The 18,702-nt window shown below is 45.0% G+C and carries 29 protein-coding genes; 5 read left to right on the forward strand and 24 right to left on the reverse strand.

What is annotated here, in order from left to right:
• Window positions 1-12 precede the first annotated feature (12 nt).
• Genes cysN through cobA form a run of 3 tightly spaced genes read right to left on the reverse strand, consistent with a single transcriptional unit; the run spans window position 13 to window position 3,271 of the window.
• Complete coding sequence (gene cysN / locus DPF90_RS15990; protein WP_114787338.1) at window positions 13-1,425, reverse strand: sulfate adenylyltransferase subunit CysN; 1,413 nt, start codon at window positions 1,423-1,425, stop codon at window positions 13-15.
• 18 nt (window positions 1,426-1,443) lie between these two features.
• Complete coding sequence (gene cysD, locus DPF90_RS15995; protein ID WP_114787339.1) at window positions 1,444-2,352, reverse strand: sulfate adenylyltransferase subunit CysD; 909 nt, start codon at window positions 2,350-2,352, stop codon at window positions 1,444-1,446.
• Window positions 2,353-2,404: 52 nt separating this feature from the next.
• The gene (cobA, locus tag DPF90_RS16000; protein WP_114787340.1) at window positions 2,405-3,271 is read right to left on the reverse strand and encodes a uroporphyrinogen-III C-methyltransferase; all 867 of its coding nucleotides are present in this window, start codon (window positions 3,269-3,271) and stop codon (window positions 2,405-2,407) included.
• A gap of 263 nt (window positions 3,272-3,534) precedes the next feature.
• Here cobA and cpdB point away from each other — a divergent pair, with 263 nt between their 5' ends.
• The 4 genes from cpdB to DPF90_RS16020 all read left to right on the forward strand — a co-directional run bounded on the left by cpdB (window position 3,535) and on the right by DPF90_RS16020 (window position 7,571).
• Window positions 3,535-5,496 carry a 2',3'-cyclic-nucleotide 2'-phosphodiesterase gene (gene cpdB, locus DPF90_RS16005; protein ID WP_114787341.1) on the forward strand — a complete coding sequence of 654 codons (1,962 nt, stop codon included), beginning with the start codon at window positions 3,535-3,537 and terminating at the stop codon, window positions 5,494-5,496.
• 115 nt (window positions 5,497-5,611) lie between these two features.
• Window positions 5,612-6,181, forward strand: a complete 570-nt coding sequence (locus DPF90_RS16010; protein ID WP_114787342.1) for a Crp/Fnr family transcriptional regulator — start codon at window positions 5,612-5,614, stop codon at window positions 6,179-6,181.
• Between the two features lie 71 nt (window positions 6,182-6,252).
• Window positions 6,253-6,711, forward strand: a complete 459-nt coding sequence (locus DPF90_RS16015) for a GNAT family N-acetyltransferase (RefSeq protein WP_114787343.1) — start codon at window positions 6,253-6,255, stop codon at window positions 6,709-6,711.
• Entirely contained in the window at window positions 6,708-7,571 is an 864-nt protein-coding gene (locus tag DPF90_RS16020; protein WP_114787344.1) for a DMT family transporter, read from the forward strand. Before DPF90_RS16015 ends, DPF90_RS16020 begins: the two co-directional genes overlap by 4 nt.
• 22 nt (window positions 7,572-7,593) lie before the next feature.
• Here the strand turns inward: DPF90_RS16020 and DPF90_RS16025 are convergent, their stop codons facing one another.
• Window positions 7,594-8,169 carry a LysM-like peptidoglycan-binding domain-containing protein gene (locus DPF90_RS16025; RefSeq protein WP_114787345.1) on the reverse strand — a complete coding sequence of 192 codons (576 nt, stop codon included), beginning with the start codon at window positions 8,167-8,169 and terminating at the stop codon, window positions 7,594-7,596.
• A gap of 235 nt (window positions 8,170-8,404) precedes the next feature.
• On the opposite strand from DPF90_RS16025, the gene DPF90_RS16030 reads away from it, so the two are divergent.
• Window positions 8,405-9,025: a BamJ family beta-barrel-assembly machinery protein gene (locus DPF90_RS16030; RefSeq protein WP_114787346.1), complete on the forward strand. Its 621-nt coding sequence runs from the start codon at window positions 8,405-8,407 to the stop codon at window positions 9,023-9,025.
• A gap of 114 nt (window positions 9,026-9,139) precedes the next feature.
• Here the strand turns inward: DPF90_RS16030 and rplQ are convergent, their stop codons facing one another.
• The 20 genes from rplQ to rplP form a co-directional block, all read right to left on the reverse strand.
• Window positions 9,140-9,520 carry a 50S ribosomal protein L17 gene (gene rplQ, locus DPF90_RS16035; RefSeq protein WP_005383141.1) on the reverse strand — a complete coding sequence of 127 codons (381 nt, stop codon included), beginning with the start codon at window positions 9,518-9,520 and terminating at the stop codon, window positions 9,140-9,142.
• Window positions 9,521-9,546: 26 nt separating this feature from the next.
• A complete protein-coding gene (locus tag DPF90_RS16040; protein ID WP_114787347.1) occupies window positions 9,547-10,539 on the reverse strand; it encodes a DNA-directed RNA polymerase subunit alpha in 993 nt (330 codons plus the stop codon).
• 24 nt (window positions 10,540-10,563) lie between these two features.
• Window positions 10,564-11,184, reverse strand: a complete 621-nt coding sequence (gene rpsD, locus DPF90_RS16045; RefSeq protein WP_114787348.1) for a 30S ribosomal protein S4 — start codon at window positions 11,182-11,184, stop codon at window positions 10,564-10,566.
• Between the two features lie 27 nt (window positions 11,185-11,211).
• A complete protein-coding gene (rpsK, locus tag DPF90_RS16050; protein ID WP_001118870.1) occupies window positions 11,212-11,601 on the reverse strand; it encodes a 30S ribosomal protein S11 in 390 nt (129 codons plus the stop codon).
• 18 nt (window positions 11,602-11,619) lie between these two features.
• Window positions 11,620-11,976 (reverse strand): 30S ribosomal protein S13, encoded by a 357-nt coding sequence (gene rpsM, locus DPF90_RS16055; RefSeq protein WP_114787349.1) that lies wholly within the window; start codon window positions 11,974-11,976, stop codon window positions 11,620-11,622.
• A 149-nt stretch (window positions 11,977-12,125) separates the two neighbouring features.
• Window positions 12,126-12,239, reverse strand: a complete 114-nt coding sequence (gene rpmJ / locus DPF90_RS16060) for a 50S ribosomal protein L36 (RefSeq protein WP_000868186.1) — start codon at window positions 12,237-12,239, stop codon at window positions 12,126-12,128.
• Between the two features lie 27 nt (window positions 12,240-12,266).
• Window positions 12,267-13,601, reverse strand: coding sequence for a preprotein translocase subunit SecY (gene secY, locus DPF90_RS16065; protein WP_045974705.1), 1,335 nt, complete (start codon window positions 13,599-13,601; stop codon window positions 12,267-12,269).
• Between the two features lie 20 nt (window positions 13,602-13,621).
• A complete protein-coding gene (gene rplO, locus DPF90_RS16070) occupies window positions 13,622-14,056 on the reverse strand; it encodes a 50S ribosomal protein L15 (protein WP_006963206.1) in 435 nt (144 codons plus the stop codon).
• Between the two features lie 5 nt (window positions 14,057-14,061).
• On the reverse strand, window positions 14,062-14,238 hold the full coding sequence (rpmD, locus tag DPF90_RS16075; protein ID WP_114787350.1) for a 50S ribosomal protein L30: 177 nt from the start codon (window positions 14,236-14,238) through the stop codon (window positions 14,062-14,064).
• A gap of 7 nt (window positions 14,239-14,245) precedes the next feature.
• On the reverse strand, window positions 14,246-14,749 hold the full coding sequence (gene rpsE, locus DPF90_RS16080; protein WP_114787351.1) for a 30S ribosomal protein S5: 504 nt from the start codon (window positions 14,747-14,749) through the stop codon (window positions 14,246-14,248).
• Window positions 14,750-14,763: 14 nt separating this feature from the next.
• The gene (gene rplR / locus DPF90_RS16085) at window positions 14,764-15,117 is read right to left on the reverse strand and encodes a 50S ribosomal protein L18 (RefSeq protein WP_114787352.1); all 354 of its coding nucleotides are present in this window, start codon (window positions 15,115-15,117) and stop codon (window positions 14,764-14,766) included.
• Between the two features lie 9 nt (window positions 15,118-15,126).
• Entirely contained in the window at window positions 15,127-15,660 is a 534-nt protein-coding gene (rplF, locus tag DPF90_RS16090; RefSeq protein ID WP_114787353.1) for a 50S ribosomal protein L6, read from the reverse strand.
• A gap of 12 nt (window positions 15,661-15,672) precedes the next feature.
• On the reverse strand, window positions 15,673-16,065 hold the full coding sequence (rpsH, locus tag DPF90_RS16095; protein WP_114787354.1) for a 30S ribosomal protein S8: 393 nt from the start codon (window positions 16,063-16,065) through the stop codon (window positions 15,673-15,675).
• 29 nt (window positions 16,066-16,094) lie between these two features.
• On the reverse strand, window positions 16,095-16,400 hold the full coding sequence (rpsN, locus tag DPF90_RS16100) for a 30S ribosomal protein S14 (protein ID WP_114787355.1): 306 nt from the start codon (window positions 16,398-16,400) through the stop codon (window positions 16,095-16,097).
• Window positions 16,401-16,417: 17 nt separating this feature from the next.
• Window positions 16,418-16,957 carry a 50S ribosomal protein L5 gene (gene rplE / locus DPF90_RS16105; protein WP_114787356.1) on the reverse strand — a complete coding sequence of 180 codons (540 nt, stop codon included), beginning with the start codon at window positions 16,955-16,957 and terminating at the stop codon, window positions 16,418-16,420.
• Between the two features lie 22 nt (window positions 16,958-16,979).
• Window positions 16,980-17,297 (reverse strand): 50S ribosomal protein L24, encoded by a 318-nt coding sequence (gene rplX / locus DPF90_RS16110; RefSeq protein WP_114787357.1) that lies wholly within the window; start codon window positions 17,295-17,297, stop codon window positions 16,980-16,982.
• A 13-nt stretch (window positions 17,298-17,310) separates the two neighbouring features.
• Window positions 17,311-17,682: a 50S ribosomal protein L14 gene (gene rplN / locus DPF90_RS16115; RefSeq protein WP_004410450.1), complete on the reverse strand. Its 372-nt coding sequence runs from the start codon at window positions 17,680-17,682 to the stop codon at window positions 17,311-17,313.
• 162 nt (window positions 17,683-17,844) lie between these two features.
• Window positions 17,845-18,099 carry a 30S ribosomal protein S17 gene (rpsQ, locus tag DPF90_RS16120; protein ID WP_114787358.1) on the reverse strand — a complete coding sequence of 85 codons (255 nt, stop codon included), beginning with the start codon at window positions 18,097-18,099 and terminating at the stop codon, window positions 17,845-17,847.
• Window positions 18,099-18,290, reverse strand: coding sequence for a 50S ribosomal protein L29 (gene rpmC, locus DPF90_RS16125; RefSeq protein ID WP_114787359.1), 192 nt, complete (start codon window positions 18,288-18,290; stop codon window positions 18,099-18,101). The genes rpsQ and rpmC overlap by 1 nt, the downstream gene beginning before the upstream one ends.
• Window positions 18,290-18,700 carry a 50S ribosomal protein L16 gene (rplP, locus tag DPF90_RS16130; protein WP_114787360.1) on the reverse strand — a complete coding sequence of 137 codons (411 nt, stop codon included), beginning with the start codon at window positions 18,698-18,700 and terminating at the stop codon, window positions 18,290-18,292. Before rplP ends, rpmC begins: the two co-directional genes overlap by 1 nt.
• Window positions 18,701-18,702: the final 2 nt, after the last annotated feature.

Raw genomic sequence — 18,702 nt, forward strand, 5'->3', positions numbered from 1 at the left:
ACCCTCAATTAGTTAGATTTTGGCGTCCCACTCGGGAAAATGTTTGAGGATCAGGGCTTTCAGCTCATTTTCAAATGCCCCCATTCGCTCGCTTGGTGACGGTGTCCGCTCACTTAGTGCTTGACGAACTAGTCCAGCCCCCACAGTCACGTTAGTTAAGCGATCGATAATGATAAAACCGCCACTATCTTGTACCTGGTCATAACGGTCTAGTGCCACGGATTCATTCAAGGTCCAATCACAAAGACCAATACCGTTTAAAGGCAGCTCCTTAGCATCATGCTTAGATAAATTGTTAATGTCGTATTGATGCTGAATAGACGTCACACGTCCTATGGTCTTCTTGCCAGCAATTTTGATGTCATACTCTCGTCCAGTGACCAAAGGCTGCTCAGTCATCCACACAACATCTGCTGATAAATGCGAGCTAAGAGCAACAGCATCTCCCTCATGGACAATCAAATCACCACGACTAATGTCTATCTCATCTTCCAATGTCAGGGTGACGGCTAATCCAGCCTGAGCCTGTGACAAGTTCCCATCGAAAGTAACAATACTGGCTACGCGAGATGTTTTTCCTGATGGTAACGCCTTGATGACATCACCAACCTTAATCGAGCCAGAGGCGATGGTGCCAGAGAAGCCTCGAAAATCGAGATTAGGCCGATTAACATATTGAATAGGGAAACGAAACTCACCATTTTCTTTGGTTTTAGTAACATCAACACTCTGTAATAGATCTAATAAAGCTGGACCATCAAACCATTTAAGGCGCTCACTAGTCTCAACCACATTGTCTCCTTCAAGCGCCGAAAGTGGAACGATATGGATATCTGTTTTACCTTGCAGCTTATTAGCAAAAGCCAGGTAATCGTCACGGATCTCCTCAAAGCGCTGCTGTGAGTAATCAACCAAGTCCATTTTATTGACTGCGACAATAAAGTGTTTCAAGCCAAGTAGATTCGCGATAAAGGAGTGTCGACGAGTTTGATCCAATACACCTTTGCGCGCATCAATCAATATCACCGCCAGATCGCAAGTAGAAGCGCCAGTGGCCATATTTCGCGTGTACTGCTCGTGTCCAGGTGTATCGGCGATGATAAATTTACGCTTTTGGGTAGAGAAATAGCGATAAGCGACATCAATGGTGATACCTTGCTCGCGTTCAGCCTGCAATCCATCAACCAACAAAGCTAAGTCAGGACGCTCACCCGTAGTACCAACCCTTTGGCTATCGGCGTGAACAGCAGCTAACTGATCTTCATAGATTTGCTTTGAATCATGAAGCAATCGTCCAATCAGAGTACTTTTGCCATCATCGACCGAGCCACAAGTTAGAAATCGGAGTAATGATTTGTGTTGATGCTGAGTTAGGTAGCCTTCTATACCCAGCTCTGCTAATTGAGTTTCCACTGCCGTGTTCATAATGCTTCCTCGATCCTGTTAGAAATAGCCTTGACGCTTTTTAAGTTCCATCGATCCTGATTGATCGTGGTCGATCGCACGACCTTGCCTCTCACTAGAGGTGGCAACTAACATCTCTTCTATGATGCCAGTCAATGTGTTTGCTTGAGATTCAATCGCCCCTGTAAGCGGATAGCAGCCTAGGGTGCGAAAGCGAACCTTTTTCTCTTCAACGATTTCACCAGAACCAAGTTTCATTCGTTCATCATCAACCATGATCAACATGCCATCACGCTCAACAACAGGCCGTTTTTCCGCAAAGTACAAAGGAACGATGTCGATATTTTCTAGATAGATGTATTGCCAGATATCTAATTCAGTCCAATTTGAAAGTGGAAAAACACGTATACTTTCCCCTTTATTGATTTGGCCGTTATAGGTATGCCACAGCTCTGGGCGCTGATTTTTAGGGTCCCAAGTATGGTTCTTATCACGGAAGGAATAGACTCGTTCTTTTGCTCGTGATTTCTCCTCATCTCGCCTTGCCCCACCAAAGGCTGCATCAAAACCATATTGATTTAGTGCCTGCTTGAGACCTTGAGTTTTCATAATATCTGTGTGCTTAGAGGAGCCATGCTCAAAAGGGTTGATCCCCATAGCCAAACCTTCTGGGTTCTTATGAACCAAAAGCTCAAAGCCATATTTCTCTGCTGTTTTGTCGCGAAATTCAATCATTTCCTTAAACTTCCAGTCAGTGTCGACATGCAGCAGTGGAAAAGGAATTTTGCCCGGATAAAACGCCTTGCGAGCTAGATGTAGCATCACGGATGAGTCTTTACCAATCGAGTACATCATCACCGGATTATCAAACTCAGCTGCCACTTCTCTTATGATGTGGATACTCTCGGCTTCGAGCTGCTGTAGATGGGTTAAACCTTGTTGATCCATGTTAGTGCTTCCTATACGCTCGCAATGAGCAGCTTATTGAGGTTAAAAGACGTTAGGCGAATTGCTGCTGGGGTAAGGCGCTCTGGGGCTCTCCAAACCAAGCAAGTTTGCTTGATAACGTGACCACTTCTCCAACCACGATCAAAGACGGTGACTTAGCATCCTGAGCTAGTGTCGCTAACTCGGACAATTGACCAATGAATACTTTCTGACAAGCTTGGGTACCACGTTCAATAATGGCTATCGGTGTGTCAGATGCGCGTCCATGTAGTATCAGCTGTTCTTGGATATAATCTGACTTGAGTAACCCCATATAGATGACCAAGGTTTGATTACCTCTTGCCAAGGTAGACCAATCCATACCATCTCTGTCTGCTTTAAGATGACCGGTAATAAACATCGCGCTTTGTGCATAATCTCGATGAGTGAGCGGAATTCCCGCATACGCTGTGGCGCCAGAGGCGGCGGTAATTCCGGGCACGACTTGAAACTTAATCCCTGCGTCAGCCAATACTTCTAGCTCTTCCCCTCCACGACCAAAAACGAAAGGATCGCCCCCTTTTATGCGTGCAACGCGGTGGCCTTGTAGAGCAAAATCGACCAACAACTGATTGGTTTTTTCCTGAGGAACACTGTGATGGCCTGCGCGCTTGCCAACACACACCAAGATGGTATCGCTTGGGATCAAAGCAAGAATGTCATCGGAAACCAAATAGTCATACAAAACCACATCAGCCTGTTGGATAAAACGCAGCGCTTTAAGTGTCAGTAGTTCAGCGTCTCCGGGGCCTGCACCGATCAGGGCAACGTCTCCAGCATGCAAAACACTTTGCCCAGTGCTATTTAGAGCCGAAACTGATGGATTCAACTTTCTTATGTTGTTTTTGGGAAATTGAGAAATCGTATCCTTGTCCGTCATCATGCTGTTCCTTGCCTGTCTTTGAACGCATTATGGCGCCACATACATATTACTTGAAATTCTAAAATTTTATTTTTTATACCTTTTGGTGATATGCAAGGACTAGCTTTGTCCTAGCAACAGAATCTAGATGCGATCTCGCAGACAGAACCGAGTAAAAACCCTGACTCCAAATCACATTTCGTTAGTGAGTGAAATATTCATTGCACAAGCTTTTGCTAAATTATGCTTGGTTTAAAATCAACGCTACTGGAGCTAATACCATGAAAGTCGCAGTCACCCCTCTTGCGGTAGCCGTCTTAAGCGGCATGCTGACTATTGCAGGACCGGCCATGGCCGAAACTATCAAGTTACGTATTGTCGAGACCACCGACATTCACACCAACTTGATGGACTACGATTACTACAAAGACAAACCGAGCCAAAAAATTGGTCTAACTCGCGCTGCGACTATAGTGAAACAAGCTCAGGCTGAAGTTGAAAATAGTGTTCTGGTTGATAATGGCGACTTAATTCAAGGCAGTCCTATGGGTGATTATATGGCTGCAAAAGGAATAAAACCGGGTGAAATTCATCCTGTTTATAAAGCGATGAACTTGCTTAGCTATGATGTGGGTAATATAGGTAACCATGAGTTTAACTATGGCTTAGGGTTTCTAAAAGAAACCATCAATGACGCCAACTTTCCCTATATCAATGCCAACGTATTCGATAAAGAAACAGGGCAACATTACTTCAAGCCCTACATCATAGAGCCACACACATTTAAAGACGTTAATGGTGAAGAACATCAAATCAAGGTTGGTTATATTGGCTTTGTTCCCCCACAAATCATGGTTTGGGATAAGAAAAATTTAGAAGGGAAAGTGTTTGCTAAAGACATTAAACAAACAGCCCAAGCTCTCATTCCAGAAATGAAGAAACAAGGTGCGGATGTCATTGTCGCTATCCCCCACTCTGGTGTTTCCTCAGACCCATACAAACTTGGCTCAGAGAACTCAACCTACTATCTAGCAGAAGTCGAAGGGATTGATGCTATCGCTTTTGGACATTCTCACGCAGTATTCCCGGGTAAAGGCTTTGATAATATTCCTGGTGTGGACAACATAAAAGGCACAATTAATGGTGTGGCCTCTGTGATGCCTGGCCGTTGGGGCAGCCATGTAGGAGTCATCGACCTTGAGCTCAAACAAGATAAAGGCGAGTGGAAAGTTGTCAAAGGAGAAGCGCAAGCTCGACCAATTTTCGACCAGAACAATAACACGTCACTTGCGCAAGCAGACCCAGATATGGTCAAAGCACTGACATTCGATCACAAAGGCACGCGCGACTTTGTTAATCAGCCAATTGGTAAAGCCAGTGGTGTGATGTACAGCTATTTGGCCTTAGTCCAAGATGATCCAACCATACAAATTGTCAACTTGGCTCAAAAGGATTATGTCGAGCGTTTTATTCAAGGAGACCCTGACTTAGCTGATATTCCGGTTCTTTCTGCCGCCGCTCCATTTAAAGTCGGTGGCCGTAAAAATGATCCGGCTAACTTCACCGAGGTTGAATCTGGACAACTGACTTTCCGCAACGCCGCCGACCTTTACCTCTATCCAAACACCTTGGTTGCAATGAAAGTTAAGGGCCAGCAAGTAAAAGACTGGCTTGAATGTAGTGCGGGTCAATTTAATCAAATTGACCCAAATAGTACCCAGCCTCAGCAGTTGATTAACTGGGATGAGTTCCGTACCTATAACTTTGATGTGATTGATGGTGTCGAGTATCAAATTGACGTGACTCAACCTGCTAAATACGACGGAGAATGTAAACTCATCAACCCTGATGCGCAGCGTATTACAAGTCTAACCTTCCAAGGTAAGCCTCTGGACATGAAGCAAGACTTCCTAATCGCAACCAATAACTACCGCGCATACAGCAATAAGTTCCCGGGTACAGGCAGCGAGTTTATCGCCTTTGACTCGCCAGATGAAAACCGTTCCATTATTGCCAACTACATTACTCGCGTGAGTAAAGAGCAAGGTGAATTTAAACCAAATGCGGACAATAACTGGCGATTTGCGCCGATTAACTCCGATAAAGCGCTCGATATCCGCTTTGAAACTTCACCAAGTGACAAAGCGGCGGACTTTATCAAAAGTAATGGCCAATATCCGATGAAAAAAGTGGCCACCGACGATGTTGGTTTTGCTGTTTACCAAATAGAGATGCCAAACTAAATTCCATCTTTCCAACGCCGCGGCTTTAATCGCGGCGTTTTTAATCCCCAAGATTCACAATAAATTGTTCTTATTGGGGTAAAATTGTAGAAAACACATCTAGTCAGTCAGCAATATGGATCCAATCGCACATTTTAAACAACAACTTTCCAATGCGGGGTTTAACCAGCAAGACATAAACCAGCTCGTCGATTGCGCTAGGCTGGTGGAGTTACCTACACGGCACATAATGCTCAATCAAGGCCAAGTCGCTGAAGATATTTTTTTCTTGATTGAAGGCGTTTGTCACTCTGCCTATTTAACCGATAAAGGAAAAGAGTTCAGTAAAGAGTTTTACTGGGAAGACGATTGGATCATTGGTTTTGAAGGCTTAATCAAGCAACAGGCCTCCCCTTACTTACTGGAATCTCTTACTGCATGTGTTTTGTTTTCTCTGCCTATTACCACCCTTCGCAACTGGCGGGATGACAAACATCCGATTTATATAAAGCTGTTGGAAACTCAGCTTATGAACAAGGAGAGTAAGGAACGCTTTATGCTGCTCTATACACCTGAAGAGCGCTATGAGTTGTTTTCCCAACATTACCCTCACCTATGCCAGAGGCTGACTGACTACCATATTGCGGCCTATCTGGGTATTACGCCAATTAGCTTAAGTCGTATCAAGAAACGTCAGAAAAATTAACAATGGTTAATGCGGTAGGTAATCGATTCCTTTAAGCTCCGTATCTAAACACATATGCAATAAGGCAGATTATGATCACATGGCAACTCCTCACTTTCGAACAATTAACCACTCACCAGTTGTATCAAGTGCTGAAATTAAGAGTAGATGTGTTCGTTGTTGAGCAGGCTTGCCCTTATCCTGAACTAGATGGAAAAGACTGTATTTACGGTGTTCATCATCTACTGGGTTATAAATATGATGAGTTGATTGCCTATTCACGGTTACTACCTAAGAATATTAGCTACCCTAATGTGAGCATAAGCAGAGTAGCGACTGCAAACTCTCACCGAGGGGGTGGATTAGGTCATACGCTATTAAAACGAGCACTGATAGAATGTGAAAAACTTTGGCCAACAGAAGATATTGAAATAGGTGCTCAAGCACATTTAGAAAGCTTTTACCGTCAGCACGGATTTATACCTACCTCATCACCATACCTTGAGGATGATATTGCTCATATTGACATGAAATTCAGCCGCAAATCGTGAGCAAGCTTTCGTTACACACTCTAGCTTTATGGCTGTTAATTGCAGGTAACCTAAGTGCATCGCTGTCAGATGTAATGGTGAAATTACTTGATGGCAGCATCCATCCAAACCAATATATTTTTATCCGGCAGCTAATATCTGTGATTGTAATATATCCATTTTGGAGAAAGGAGTGTGTGGAGTCCAGACAACTTCACGCGCCATGGTTAAACTTGTTTCGTGCCCATTTAGTCATTATCGGCAGTGGCTGTATGGTGGTTGCTATCACACATCTGGCATTAGCCAGTGCTAATGCAGTATTTTACGCCGCCCCATTACTTATGTTGCCAATATCGGTCTTGATGTTGAAAGAAACGCCCCCTCGAAGCAAAATATTAGCAACGATACTCGGCTTTATCGGCGTTCTGATCGTCCTCAGACCTTCTCAGTTTCACTGGGCTGCTCTATTTGCCCTTTCCACGGCAACAACACTGGCGTTATTTAATGTTTCTGCCCGTAAACTACCGCAAAAACAGACCATGATAAACACGCTATTCTGGACCTCGGTACTCTCAGTGCCTTTATCCGCTGTGCTAGCCTTGGCCTATTGGCAGCCAATCAGCTTTGTTCAACTCAGCCTTATCGCTGCTAGTGCTGTTTTTGTCTTGCTATATAACGGCCTCGCGGTCTTAGCCTATCGAAAAGCGCCCGCAGGCGAAATTGGCGTCGCAGAATACTCTGGCTTAGTGTTTGTCACTTTATTCGGAGTATGGTGGTTTAACGAAATCCCTGATTGGCTGACTGCGATAGGGATCCTATGTATCATAGTCCCTTTACTGCCAATAAAGCGTGGCTTGCGGTATAGCTCAACGCAGCAATGATCGACATACAACCAAAACTATCTTATTTGCTACGACCAAAGGCACCATCTGATAAGCGGAAGAACATGACAGATTTTGAGCTTTTCTCCAGTTGAAGAATATCGAGTTTACCATCTTCAGCGAGTTTAAAGCGCACTAACTGCCCTGCCTTTATCCGGCTTAAAGGCCGATCACTTCCTTCAACCTTAACGAGAGCGTTGAGATCAGACATGGCTAAATCATTATTGCGAAACACTTGAGCAAGAGTATCACCCTTTTCTACGGTATATTCTTGCCATACCTCAGACTTTAAACTTTGCTGCTCGTCAGAGCGCTGCTGGCTAAGTCCAGTAGTATTAATGTTAACCGAAACACGCTGCTTTGACTCAGAGGGAGCGCTGTTTTGCTCTGAATCTGGGGTGGTTTGTGGCGCTGGGAGCAAAAGTAATAGAAGAAAAAGCGGTACAAGTATGATTAATACTCTTCGATGAAGTTTTGGCAGTATCCACCAAAGATCTTTGACATAGCGAACCATAGCCTTCCAATCAATCTGCGCGATCTTTTGTTGAATTAGCTCTATATAATCGATCTGTTTAGGCTTTTTCTTTCTGCGGTTCATTAAGCGGGCTCTCCCTATGGTCCACGACTCTAAGTATAAAAACGAAGCGCACTCTAGTATAGGGATTTTGAATCTGTTAGGTAATGTAGAGGTCAAAATTGCTATTTGAGGCAAAAAAATCAGACTTAACTCCCACATTGGGAGCATTATTGTTATCGAACCCTGGCGCCATTTCATCCAGCTCTCATTACTGGTATCCTGTGCGCCGTAAATACACTAAACATAGAGAGACATCATGTCTGAAGTTAAATTTGAAACAGTAGAGCAAAAAGCCAGCTACGGTATTGGTCTGCAAATGGGCCAGCAACTCGCAGGCTCTGGTCTGGAAGGTCTTAGCGTTGACGCTATCGCAGCGGGCATCGCCACCGCACTCGTTGGTGATATGCCAGCAATTGAAATTGACGACATTAACTCTGCGCTTCAAGACATGCATCAGCGCGCTGAGTCTGCTCGCCAAGAAGCTGCTAAAGCTGCTGCTGCTGATGGTGAAGCCTTCCTAAAAGATAATGCTCTTCGCCCAGAAATCACTGTGCTTGAGTCAGGTCTACAATACGAAATCCTAACTGAAGGTACTGGTGAAATCCCTACTTCAGACAAGCAAGTTCGTGTTCACTATCATGGTGAGTTAACTGACGGTACTGTATTTGACAGCTCTGTTTCTCGCGGCCAACCTGCTGAGTTCCCAGTAACTGGCGTTATCAAAGGCTGGGTTGAAGCGCTTCAACTAATGCCTGTTGGCTCAAAGTGGAAACTCTACATCCCTCAAGATCTTGCTTATGGTGAGCGTGGTGCTGGTGCATCTATCCCTCCATTTGCAGCACTAGTATTTGAAGTTGAGCTACTGGATATTCTGTAATAGCCATATGACTCAATAAAGAAGGCGGCTGTATAGCCGCCTTCTTTATACTTAAATTATTCCAGATACAAAAAAGCCGAGCATGTGCTCGGCTTTTTCGTTACTACGAACTGATTACTCAGCAGCTTCTTCAGCAGCTGGGCGATCTACAAGCTCAATGTAAGCCATTGGAGCTTTGTCACCAGCACGGAAACCAGCTTTTAGGATACGAGTGTAACCGCCCTGACGAGCAGCAAAACGTGGACCTAGTTCGTTAAATAGTTTTGCAACTACTTCGTTGTCACGAGTACGTGCAAATGCTAGACGACGGTTAGCAACGCTGTCAGTCTTAGCTAGTGTAATCAAAGGCTCAACGACGCGACGTAGCTCTTTTGCTTTTGGCAAAGTAGTCTTGATAACTTCATGACGTACTAGAGAGCTAGCCATGTTGCTGAACATCGCTTTGCGATGTGAGCTGTTGCGGTTGAGTTGACGACCACTCTTACGATGGCGCATGACCTAATCCTTCTAACTAGTATCGATTAATCTTCAGCGATAGACGCTGGTGGCCAGTTTTCTAGGCGCATACCTAGAGACAGACCACGTGATGCAAGTACGTCTTTGATCTCTGTAAGAGATTTTTTACCAAGGTTAGGCGTTTTAAGTAGCTCAACCTCAGTGCGCTGTACAAGATCACCGATGTAGTGAATCGCTTCTGCTTTCAGACAGTTAGCAGAGCGAACTGTTAGTTCAAGATCGTCTACAGGACGCAGTAGGATCGGATCGAATTCTGGCTTCTCTTCTTTCTCCTCAGGAACTCGTACATCACGTAGATCTACGAAGGCATCCAATTGCTCAGCTAGAATAGTAGCTGCACGACGGATTGCTTCCTCTGGGTCTAGAGTACCGTTCGTTTCCATATCGATGACAAGCTTGTCTAAGTCTGTACGCTGCTCTACACGAGCTGCTTCTACAGAATAAGCAATTTTGTCTACTGGGCTGTACGTAGCGTCAACCAGTAGGCGACCAATTGGACGCTCATCTTCTTCAGTATGGATACGAGCTGAAGCTGGAACGTAACCACGACCACGTTCTACCTTGATACGCATTGCGATCTCGGCATTGGCATCTGTCAAGTGACAGATAACGTGTTCTGGGTTAGTGATCTCTACATCACCATCATGGGTGATGTCACCTGCAACCACAGGGCCCGAGCCTGATTTGTTCAGCGTAATAAACACTTCATCTTTGCCTTCGGCAACGCGTACAGCCAAACCTTTTAGGTTTAGAAGAATTTCAAGAATATCTTCCTGAACACCTTCTTTAGTGCTGTATTCGTGTAGAACGCCTTCAATCTCTACTTCTGTCACAGCACAACCTGGCATAGAAGATAGAAGAATACGGCGAAGTGCATTACCTAGAGTGTGACCAAAGCCACGCTCCAATGGCTCAAGAGTTACTTTTGCGTGTGTCGTGCTAACTTGTTCGATGTCAACAAGACGTGGCTTAAGAAATTCTGTTACAGAACCCTGCATTGTGTCCTCTCTTTAGTTTAAACCTTACTTAGAGTAAAGCTCGACGATCAGTTGTTCGTTGATGTCAGCAGATAGATCTGAACGTTCAGGCAGACGCTTAAACGTACCTTCCATCTTACCACCATCTACTTCAATCCAAGTTGGTTTTTCGCGTTGTTCAGCAACTTCTAGAGCTGCTTTGATGCGAGACTGCTGTTTTGCTTTCTCACGGATAGTAACAACGTCATTAGCCGCAACTTTGAAAGAAGGAACGTTTACAACTTTACCGTTAACTAGGATAGCTTTGTGGCTAACTAGCTGACGTGCTTCTGCGCGAGTTGCGCCAAAGCCCATGCGGTAAACTACGTTATCAAGACGACCTTCAAGAAGCTGAAGTAGGTTTTCACCAGTGTTGCCTTTAAGGCGCGCTGCTTCTTTGTAGTAGTTACGGAATTGTTTTTCTAGAACGCCGTACATACGACGTACTTTTTGCTTCTCACGAAGCTGAACGCCATACTCAGATAGACGACCGCGACGAGCGCCGTGTACACCTGGTGCGTTATCAATTTTACACTTGGTATCGATCGCGCGAACACCAGACTTAAGGAATAAGTCAGTGCCTTCACGACGGCTAAGCTTCAGCTTAGGACCCAAATATCTTGCCATGATCTTTCTCCAGTAATCTAAAAAACGTTATACACGACGTTTCTTAGGTGGACGACAACCGTTATGAGGGATTGGTGTAGCATCAACGATGTTTGTGATGCGGAAACCAGCAGCGTTCAGTGCGCGAACAGTAGATTCACGACCTGGACCTGGACCCTTAACCATAACTTCCAAGTTCTTTAGTCCGTATTCTTTCGCCATTTCAGCACAACGCTCAGCAGCTACCTGTGCCGCGAACGGAGTAGATTTACGAGAACCACGGAAACCTGAACCACCTGCAGTAGCCCATGCTAGAGCATTACCTTGACGGTCAGTAATAGTTACGATTGTGTTGTTAAAAGACGCATGGATGTGCGCAACGCCATCTGCAACTTGCTTGCGTACGCGCTTACGAGCGCGAGTTGGTTGTTTAGCCATTGTACTCTACCTTCCCGATTATTTCTTGATCGGCTTACGCGGACCCTTACGGGTGCGAGCGTTGGTTTTAGTACGCTGTCCACGTAGTGGTAGACTGCGACGATGACGAAGACCACGGTAACAGCCAAGGTCCATTAGACGCTTGATGTTCATGGATACTTCACGACGTAGATCACCTTCTACAGTGTACTTAGCTACACCATCACGCAGTTGATCGATCTGCTCTTCAGTTAGTTCACTGATCTTAACATGCTCAGCAATACCCACCTCAGCTAGAATAGCTTGAGAACGAGTCTTACCGATGCCGTAGATCGCTGTTAGTGCGATTACAGCATGCTTTTGATCAGGAATGTTAATGCCTGCTATACGGGCCATTATTCACTCCTAAGTGTTTCTATAAAAGAATTAGCCGCAGCAAAGCCCGTTATGGATACGCTGCGGGATACTACTTCTTTTGCACGCAAAAGGTAGGCCGAGCAATATACTCAACGCTACCTTATATTTCAAGTAAAAATTTCTGCTTATTAGCCTTGGCGCTGTTTGTGCTTTGGCTCACTGCAAATCACGCGAACGACACCGTTACGCTTGATAACTTTACAGTTACGGCAGATTTTTTTAACGGAAGCACGAACTTTCATTGCTAAACTCCGCAATTAAAACCCGATTTATCGGCCGTAGCCTTTCAGGTTTGCCTTTTTCAACACAGAATCATACTGTTGAGACATCAGATGAGTCTGTACCTGTGCCATAAAGTCCATAATAACCACTACTACAATCAGTAGTGATGTTCCGCCGAAGTAGAAACGTACGTTCCACGCGACCATCATGAACTCTGGAATCAGACAGATAAAGGTAATGTATAACGCACCCGCTAGGGTTAAACGCGTCATCACTTTATCTATATATTTAGCTGTCTGCTCACCTGGGCGGATGCCGGGTACGAATGCACCAGACTTCTTCAGGTTATCTGCTGTTTCTCTAGGGTTGAATACCAACGCCGTGTAGAAGAAACAGAAGAAAATAATCGCCGCTGCATATAGCATTACGTATAAAGGCTGACCTGGGCTAAGAGCCAAAGACACGTCAGTTAACCAACCAAGCGTGCTGCTCTCACCATTTTGACCAAACCACTGCGCCAGTGTTCCTGGAAACAGTATAATACTAGATGCAAAGATTGCTGGAATAACACCTGCCATATTAATTTTAAGTGGCAAGTGTGTGCTTTGTGCAGCAAAGACCTTACGACCTTGTTGACGTTTCGCATAGTTAACGACGATTCGACGTTGACCACGCTCCATGAAAACAACGAAGTAGATCACTGCAAAAGCAAGTACAACAATCAACAGCAGAAGAAGTACATGCAATTCACCTTGACGCGCTTGCTCGATTGTTTGACCGATTGCAGAAGGCAATCCAGCAACAATACCTGCAAAAATAAGTAACGATATACCGTTACCAATTCCACGCTCTGTAATTTGTTCACCTAACCACATCAGGAACATGGTACCAGTTACTAAACTTACGGTAGCAATTAGCGTAAACATGGTTTGGTTGATAACAACCAGATTATCGACCATGTTTGGTAAGCCTGTTGCAATACCAATAGCTTGGAATGTTGCAAGTACAAGCGTGCCGTAGCGCGTATATTGGCTTATCTTACGACGGCCTGCTTCACCCTCTTTCTTGAGTTCAGCTAACGCAGGGTGAACTACGGTTAGCAGTTGGACAACAATCGATGCCGAAATATACGGCATGATGCCCAACGCTAATATAGATGCACGCTCAAGAGCACCACCGGAGAACATGTTAAACATTTCAACGATGGTACCTTTTTGCTGTTCGAACAAATCGGCAAGTACAGCAGCGTCAATACCAGGAATCGGCACAAAAGAGCCGGCTCGGAATACTAAAAGTGCACCAATTACGAATAACAAGCGCGACTTTAGTTCACTTAAGCCGCTCTGAGCACTACGAAAATCTTGTCCTGGTTTCTTAGCCATCTGTACCTCGTTCCTCGAGATTATTCCTCGATTTTACCGCCAGCAGCTTCGATAGCAGCTTTAGCGCCTTTAGTCACACGTAGACCTTTAACAGTCACTGCTTTGTTAATTTCACCAGAAAGAACAACTTTAACAAATTCGATGTTCTTAGTGATGACGTTAGCAGCTTTAAGGCTGTTTAGGTCGACGACGTCACCTGTTACTTTCGCTAGCTCAGCTAGACGAACTTCAGCAGACACTAGACTCTTACGAGAAGTGAAGCCGAACTTAGGTAGACGCTGTTTCAAAGGCATTTGACCGCCTTCGAAGCCTGGACGAACACTGCCGCCAGAACGTGACTTTTGACCTTTGTGGCCACGACCACCGGTTTTACCAAGGCCAGAACCGATACCACGACCTACGCGCTTCGCAGAAGGCTTAGAACCCGCAGCCGGTGATAGAGTATTCAAACGCATTCTGATTACTCCTCAACTTTAACCATGTAGAAAACCTTGTTGATCATTCCGCGTACACACGGAGTATCTTCAAGTTCTACAGTATGGTTGATTTTACGAAGGCCTAGACCCTTTAAACACAATTTGTGCTTAGGTAGACGACCGATTGAGCTTTTAGTTTGAGTAACTTTAATAGTTGCCATGGTGTTCTTACTCCGAAATAGATTCAACAGTTAGACCACGTTTAGCAGCAACCATTTCTGGCGACTTCATGCTATCTAGTGCATCGATCGTAGCACGAACGATGTTGATAGGGTTCGTAGAACCGTATGCTTTAGATAGTACGTTATGTACACCTGCTACTTCTAGTACTGCACGCATCGCACCACCTGCGATTACACCTGTACCTTCTGCAGCTGGCTGCATGTAAACTTTAGAGCCCGAGTGGCGACCTTTTACCGGGTGGAAAAGTGTGCCTTCGTTAAGCGCGATAGTAGTCATATTACGACGCGCTTTTTCCATTGCTTTTTGAATCGCTGCAGGTACTTCACGAGCTTTGCCGTAACCGAAACCTACGCGACCGTTACCGTCACCAACTACAGTTAGTGCAGTAAAGCTCATGATTCGACCACCTTTAACCGTTTTTGATACACGGTTAACTGCGATTAGCTTTTCTTGCAAATCATTCGCTTGAACTTGTTGTTCTTTAGCCATCTTCCAACCCTACCTTAGAATTTCAGACCAGCTTCGCGAGCAGATTCTGCTAGCGCCGCTACTCGACCGTGGTATTGGAAACCAGAACGATCAAATGCAACTGACGCTACGCCTTTTTCTAGCGCGCGCTCAGCAACAGCTTTACCTACTGCTTTAGCTGCATCGATGTTACCAGTGTTCTTTACTTGCTCACGGATCGCTTTTTCTACAGTAGAAGCTGCTGCGATAACCTCAGAGCCGTTTGATGCGATAACCTGAGCGTACACGTGACGAGGAGTACGGTGTACTACTAGGCGAGTTGCACCCAGTTCTGCAATCTTACGACGTGCGCGTGTAGCACGACGGATGCGAGATGCTTTCTTATCCATAGTGTTACCTTACTTCTTCTTAGCTTCTTTAGTACGCACATTTTCATCTGCGTAACGAACACCTTTACCTTTATAAGGTTCAGGCTCACGGTAAGAACGAATGTCAGCCGCAACTTGACCTACTAGCTGCTTATCGCAACCAGAGATAATAATTTCAGTTTGGCTAGGACATTCAGCTTTAATACCCTCTGGCAACTCGTGCTCAACAGGGTGTGAGAAGCCTAGTGTTAGAGATACAGCTTTGCCTTTAATAGCAGCACGGTAACCAACACCTTTAAGAGTTAGCTTCTTAGTAAAGCCTTCAGTAACACCAACAACCATGTTGTTTACGAGAGCACGAGCAGTACCTGCTTGAGCCCATGCATTAACAACACCTTCTTTAGGACCGAAAGTTAGGTTGTTTTCTTCCTGAGCCACAACTACTGCATCATTAACAATGCGAGATAGTTCGCCCTTTGCACTTTTTACAGTGATTTCTTGGCCGTTTAGTTTCACCTCTACGCCAGCTGGAATAGCGACAGGTGCCTTAGCAACACGAGACATATTCTACTCCTATTACGCTACGTAGCAGATGATTTCACCGCCAAGACCTGCTTTACGTGCAGCACGGTCTGACATCAGACCCTTGGAAGTTGAAACGATAGCAACACCAAGACCGCCCATTACAGAAGGAAGGTCACCTTTCTTCTTGTAAACACGTAGACCTGGACGAGAAACACGCTTAAGTTGCTCGATTACTGGTTTAGCTTGGAAGTACTTAAGAGTAACTTCTAGCTCAGGTTTTACTTCGCCTTCAACAGCGAAATCAGTGATGTAACCTTCAGCTTTTAGTAGTGCAGCAATTGCAACTTTAAGCTTTGAAGAAGGCATTTTAACAGCAACTTTGTTTGCTGCCTGACCGTTACGAACGCGGGTCAGCATATCCGAAATCGGATCTTGCATGCTCATATGATTTACTCCAAATGATTAAGTGGCAATTACCAGCTAGCCTTACGAAGTCCAGGAATCTCGCCTTTCATGCAAGCTTCACGGACTTTGATACGGCTTAGACCGAACTTACGTAGGTAACCGTGTGGACGACCAGTTTGGTTACAACGGTTGCGCTGACGTGATGCACTTGAATCACGTGGAAGAGTTTGCAATTTAAGAACTGCGTTCCAACGATCTTCTTCAGATGCGTTTACATCGCTGATGATAGCTTTAAGCGCTGCACGCTTCTCAGCGTACTTAGCTACTAGCTTTGCACGTTTTACTTCACGTGCTTTCATTGAATTTTTAGCCATAACAGTAACCCTTCACCTTACTTACGGAATGGGAAGTTAAAGGCAGCCAGCAGAGCACGGCCTTCCTCATCAGTACCAGCAGACGTCGTAATAGTGATGTCTAGACCGCGTACTCGATCAACTTTATCAAAGTCGATTTCCGGGAAGATGATTTGCTCGCGAACGCCCATGCTGTAGTTACCGCGTCCGTCAAAAGACTTAGCGCTAACACCACGGAAGTCACGTACACGTGGAAGAGCGATCGAAATAAGACGCTCAAGAAAATCCCACATACGTTCGCCACGCAAGGTTACTTTACAACCGATAGGGTAGCCTTCGCGGATTTTGAAACCTGCAACAGATTTGCGCGCTTTTGTGATAAGTGGCTTCTGACCAGAGATCGTTGCCATATCAGACGCTGCATTTTCTAGCAGTTTCTTATCGTTGATTGCTTCACCAACACCCATGTTTAGGGTGATTTTCTCGATTCTAGGGACTTGCATGACGCTTGTGTAGCTAAACTGTTTGGTCAGTTCAGCGACTACAGACGACTTGTAGTAATCATGCAGTTTCGCCATAGTAGAACTCCAAATTACTCTATTAGTTAGAAACGGTTTCGCCGTTAGACTTGAAGAAACGAACTTTCTTGCCGTCTTCAAAACGGAAACCGATACGGTCAGCTTTACCAGTAGCTGCGTTGAAAATAGCCACGTTAGATACATCGATAGCTGCTTCCTGCTCAACAATACCACCTTGGATATTCATTGCAGGTACAGGTTTTTGATGCTTCTTAACAAGGTTAATGCCTTCAACGAAAACTTTACCAGTTGCTAGAACCTTAGTTACTTTACCTTTCTTGCCTTTATCTTTACCAGCAAGAACGATTACTTCGTCATTACGACGGATTTTAGCTGCCATTTCTACGTGCTCCTTACAGAACTTCTGGAGCCAGTGAAACGATCTTCATGAACTTATCGCCACGAAGTTCGCGTGTCACAGGACCAAAGATACGTGTACCGATTGGTTGCTCAGTGTTATCGTTTAACAATACGCAAGCATTTCGGTCGAAGCGAATGACAGAACCGTCAGGACGACGTACGCCTTTACGGGTGCGAACTACCACCGCCTTCAGAACGTCACCTTTTTTAACTTTACCGCGAGGAATTGCTTCCTTAACAGTAACTTTGATAACGTCACCGATGTGTGCATAACGGCGATGAGAGCCACCCAGAACCTTAATACACATTACGCTGCGTGCGCCTGAGTTATCAGCTGCGTCCAGCATACTTTGCATTTGGATCATGTTAGTGCTCCGCTAAATATAAAAAAAACTAGACCCTCACGGGTCGGGCTGCCTCTTTAAAAGGGACGCGAATTGTACCACCCTTTTATGTAATTGGGTAGTCAAAAAATAAACGGCTCCAAAATATTTTTTGGAGCCGCTTTTTTCATAGAATCAACGAAATTAAACCTTCGCTTTTTCTACAACTTTTACCAATGCCCAAGACTTAGTCTTAGACAGAGGACGACACTCTGCGATTTCAACTGTGTCGCCTAGGCCACACTCGTTGTTCTCGTCATGTGCGTGTACTTTAGTCGTGCGCTTTACGAACTTGCCGTAAATTGGGTGTTTAACCATGCGCTCGATAGAAACAGTGATAGACTTGTCCATCTTGTCGCTAACAACACGACCTTGTTGAGTACGTTTTACTTCGCTCATTATGCGCCTGCCTTCTCAGTCAAAACAGTTTTCACACGTGCGATATCACGGCGTACAGCTTTCAGAGTGTGAGTTTGCTGTAGCTGACCAGTTGCCGCCTGCATGCGCAGGTTGAACTGTTCGCGTAGCAACTCTAGTAACTCAGAGTTAAGCTCTTCAACGCTCTTTTCGCGTAGATCTTGTGCTTTCATCACATCACCTGCTTAGTTACAAATGTCGTCTTGAAAGGCAGCTTACGAGCCGCTAGGCGGAACGCTTCACGTGCCAATTCTTCAGGTATACCACCCATTTCGTACATTACCTTTCCAGGTTGGATTTGGGCTACCCAGTACTCAACGTTACCTTTACCCTTACCCTGACGAACTTCTAGTGGTTTTTCTGTGATAGGCTTGTCTGGGAACACACGGATCCAGATTTTACCTTGACGCTTAACGTGACGTGTCATTGCACGACGTGCCGCTTCGATCTGACGAGCAGTTAGACGACCACGGCCAGTTGCTTTAAGACCGAATTCGCCGAAGCTTACTTCAGTACCTTTAGCTAGACCACGGTTACGACCTGTCTGAACCTTACGGAACTTAGTACGTTTAGGTTGTAGCATCT

It is taken from the genome of Vibrio tetraodonis (assembly GCF_003350295.1).
GTDB lineage: Bacteria > Pseudomonadota > Gammaproteobacteria > Enterobacterales > Vibrionaceae > Vibrio > Vibrio tetraodonis.

Coding starts and splice junctions, on each gene's coding strand:
- cysN (WP_114787338.1), bottom strand. CDS start 1,425: ATGAACACGGCAGTGGAAACTCAATTAGCAGAGCTGGGTATAGAAGGC.
- cysD (WP_114787339.1), bottom strand. CDS start 2,352: ATGGATCAACAAGGTTTAACCCATCTACAGCAGCTCGAAGCCGAGAGT.
- cobA (WP_114787340.1), bottom strand. CDS start 3,271: ATGACGGACAAGGATACGATTTCTCAATTTCCCAAAAACAACATAAGA.
- cpdB (WP_114787341.1), top strand. CDS start 3,535: ATGAAAGTCGCAGTCACCCCTCTTGCGGTAGCCGTCTTAAGCGGCATG.
- DPF90_RS16010 (WP_114787342.1), top strand. CDS start 5,612: ATGGATCCAATCGCACATTTTAAACAACAACTTTCCAATGCGGGGTTT.
- DPF90_RS16015 (WP_114787343.1), top strand. CDS start 6,253: ATGATCACATGGCAACTCCTCACTTTCGAACAATTAACCACTCACCAG.
- DPF90_RS16025 (WP_114787345.1), bottom strand. CDS start 8,169: ATGAACCGCAGAAAGAAAAAGCCTAAACAGATCGATTATATAGAGCTA.
- DPF90_RS16030 (WP_114787346.1), top strand. CDS start 8,405: ATGTCTGAAGTTAAATTTGAAACAGTAGAGCAAAAAGCCAGCTACGGT.
- rplQ (WP_005383141.1), bottom strand. CDS start 9,520: ATGCGCCATCGTAAGAGTGGTCGTCAACTCAACCGCAACAGCTCACAT.
- DPF90_RS16040 (WP_114787347.1), bottom strand. CDS start 10,539: ATGCAGGGTTCTGTAACAGAATTTCTTAAGCCACGTCTTGTTGACATC.
- rpsD (WP_114787348.1), bottom strand. CDS start 11,184: ATGGCAAGATATTTGGGTCCTAAGCTGAAGCTTAGCCGTCGTGAAGGC.
- rpsK (WP_001118870.1), bottom strand. CDS start 11,601: ATGGCTAAACAACCAACTCGCGCTCGTAAGCGCGTACGCAAGCAAGTT.
- rpsM (WP_114787349.1), bottom strand. CDS start 11,976: ATGGCCCGTATAGCAGGCATTAACATTCCTGATCAAAAGCATGCTGTA.
- rpmJ (WP_000868186.1), bottom strand. CDS start 12,239: ATGAAAGTTCGTGCTTCCGTTAAAAAAATCTGCCGTAACTGTAAAGTT.
- secY (WP_045974705.1), bottom strand. CDS start 13,601: ATGGCTAAGAAACCAGGACAAGATTTTCGTAGTGCTCAGAGCGGCTTA.
- rplO (WP_006963206.1), bottom strand. CDS start 14,056: ATGCGTTTGAATACTCTATCACCGGCTGCGGGTTCTAAGCCTTCTGCG.
- rpmD (WP_114787350.1), bottom strand. CDS start 14,238: ATGGCAACTATTAAAGTTACTCAAACTAAAAGCTCAATCGGTCGTCTA.
- rpsE (WP_114787351.1), bottom strand. CDS start 14,749: ATGGCTAAAGAACAACAAGTTCAAGCGAATGATTTGCAAGAAAAGCTA.
- rplR (WP_114787352.1), bottom strand. CDS start 15,117: ATGGATAAGAAAGCATCTCGCATCCGTCGTGCTACACGCGCACGTCGT.
- rplF (WP_114787353.1), bottom strand. CDS start 15,660: ATGTCTCGTGTTGCTAAGGCACCTGTCGCTATTCCAGCTGGCGTAGAG.
- rpsH (WP_114787354.1), bottom strand. CDS start 16,065: ATGAGCATGCAAGATCCGATTTCGGATATGCTGACCCGCGTTCGTAAC.
- rpsN (WP_114787355.1), bottom strand. CDS start 16,400: ATGGCTAAAAATTCAATGAAAGCACGTGAAGTAAAACGTGCAAAGCTA.
- rplE (WP_114787356.1), bottom strand. CDS start 16,957: ATGGCGAAACTGCATGATTACTACAAGTCGTCTGTAGTCGCTGAACTG.
- rplX (WP_114787357.1), bottom strand. CDS start 17,297: ATGGCAGCTAAAATCCGTCGTAATGACGAAGTAATCGTTCTTGCTGGT.
- rplN (WP_004410450.1), bottom strand. CDS start 17,682: ATGATCCAAATGCAAAGTATGCTGGACGCAGCTGATAACTCAGGCGCA.
- rpsQ (WP_114787358.1), bottom strand. CDS start 18,099: ATGAGCGAAGTAAAACGTACTCAACAAGGTCGTGTTGTTAGCGACAAG.
- rpmC (WP_114787359.1), bottom strand. CDS start 18,290: ATGAAAGCACAAGATCTACGCGAAAAGAGCGTTGAAGAGCTTAACTCT.
- rplP (WP_114787360.1), bottom strand. CDS start 18,700: ATGCTACAACCTAAACGTACTAAGTTCCGTAAGGTTCAGACAGGTCGT.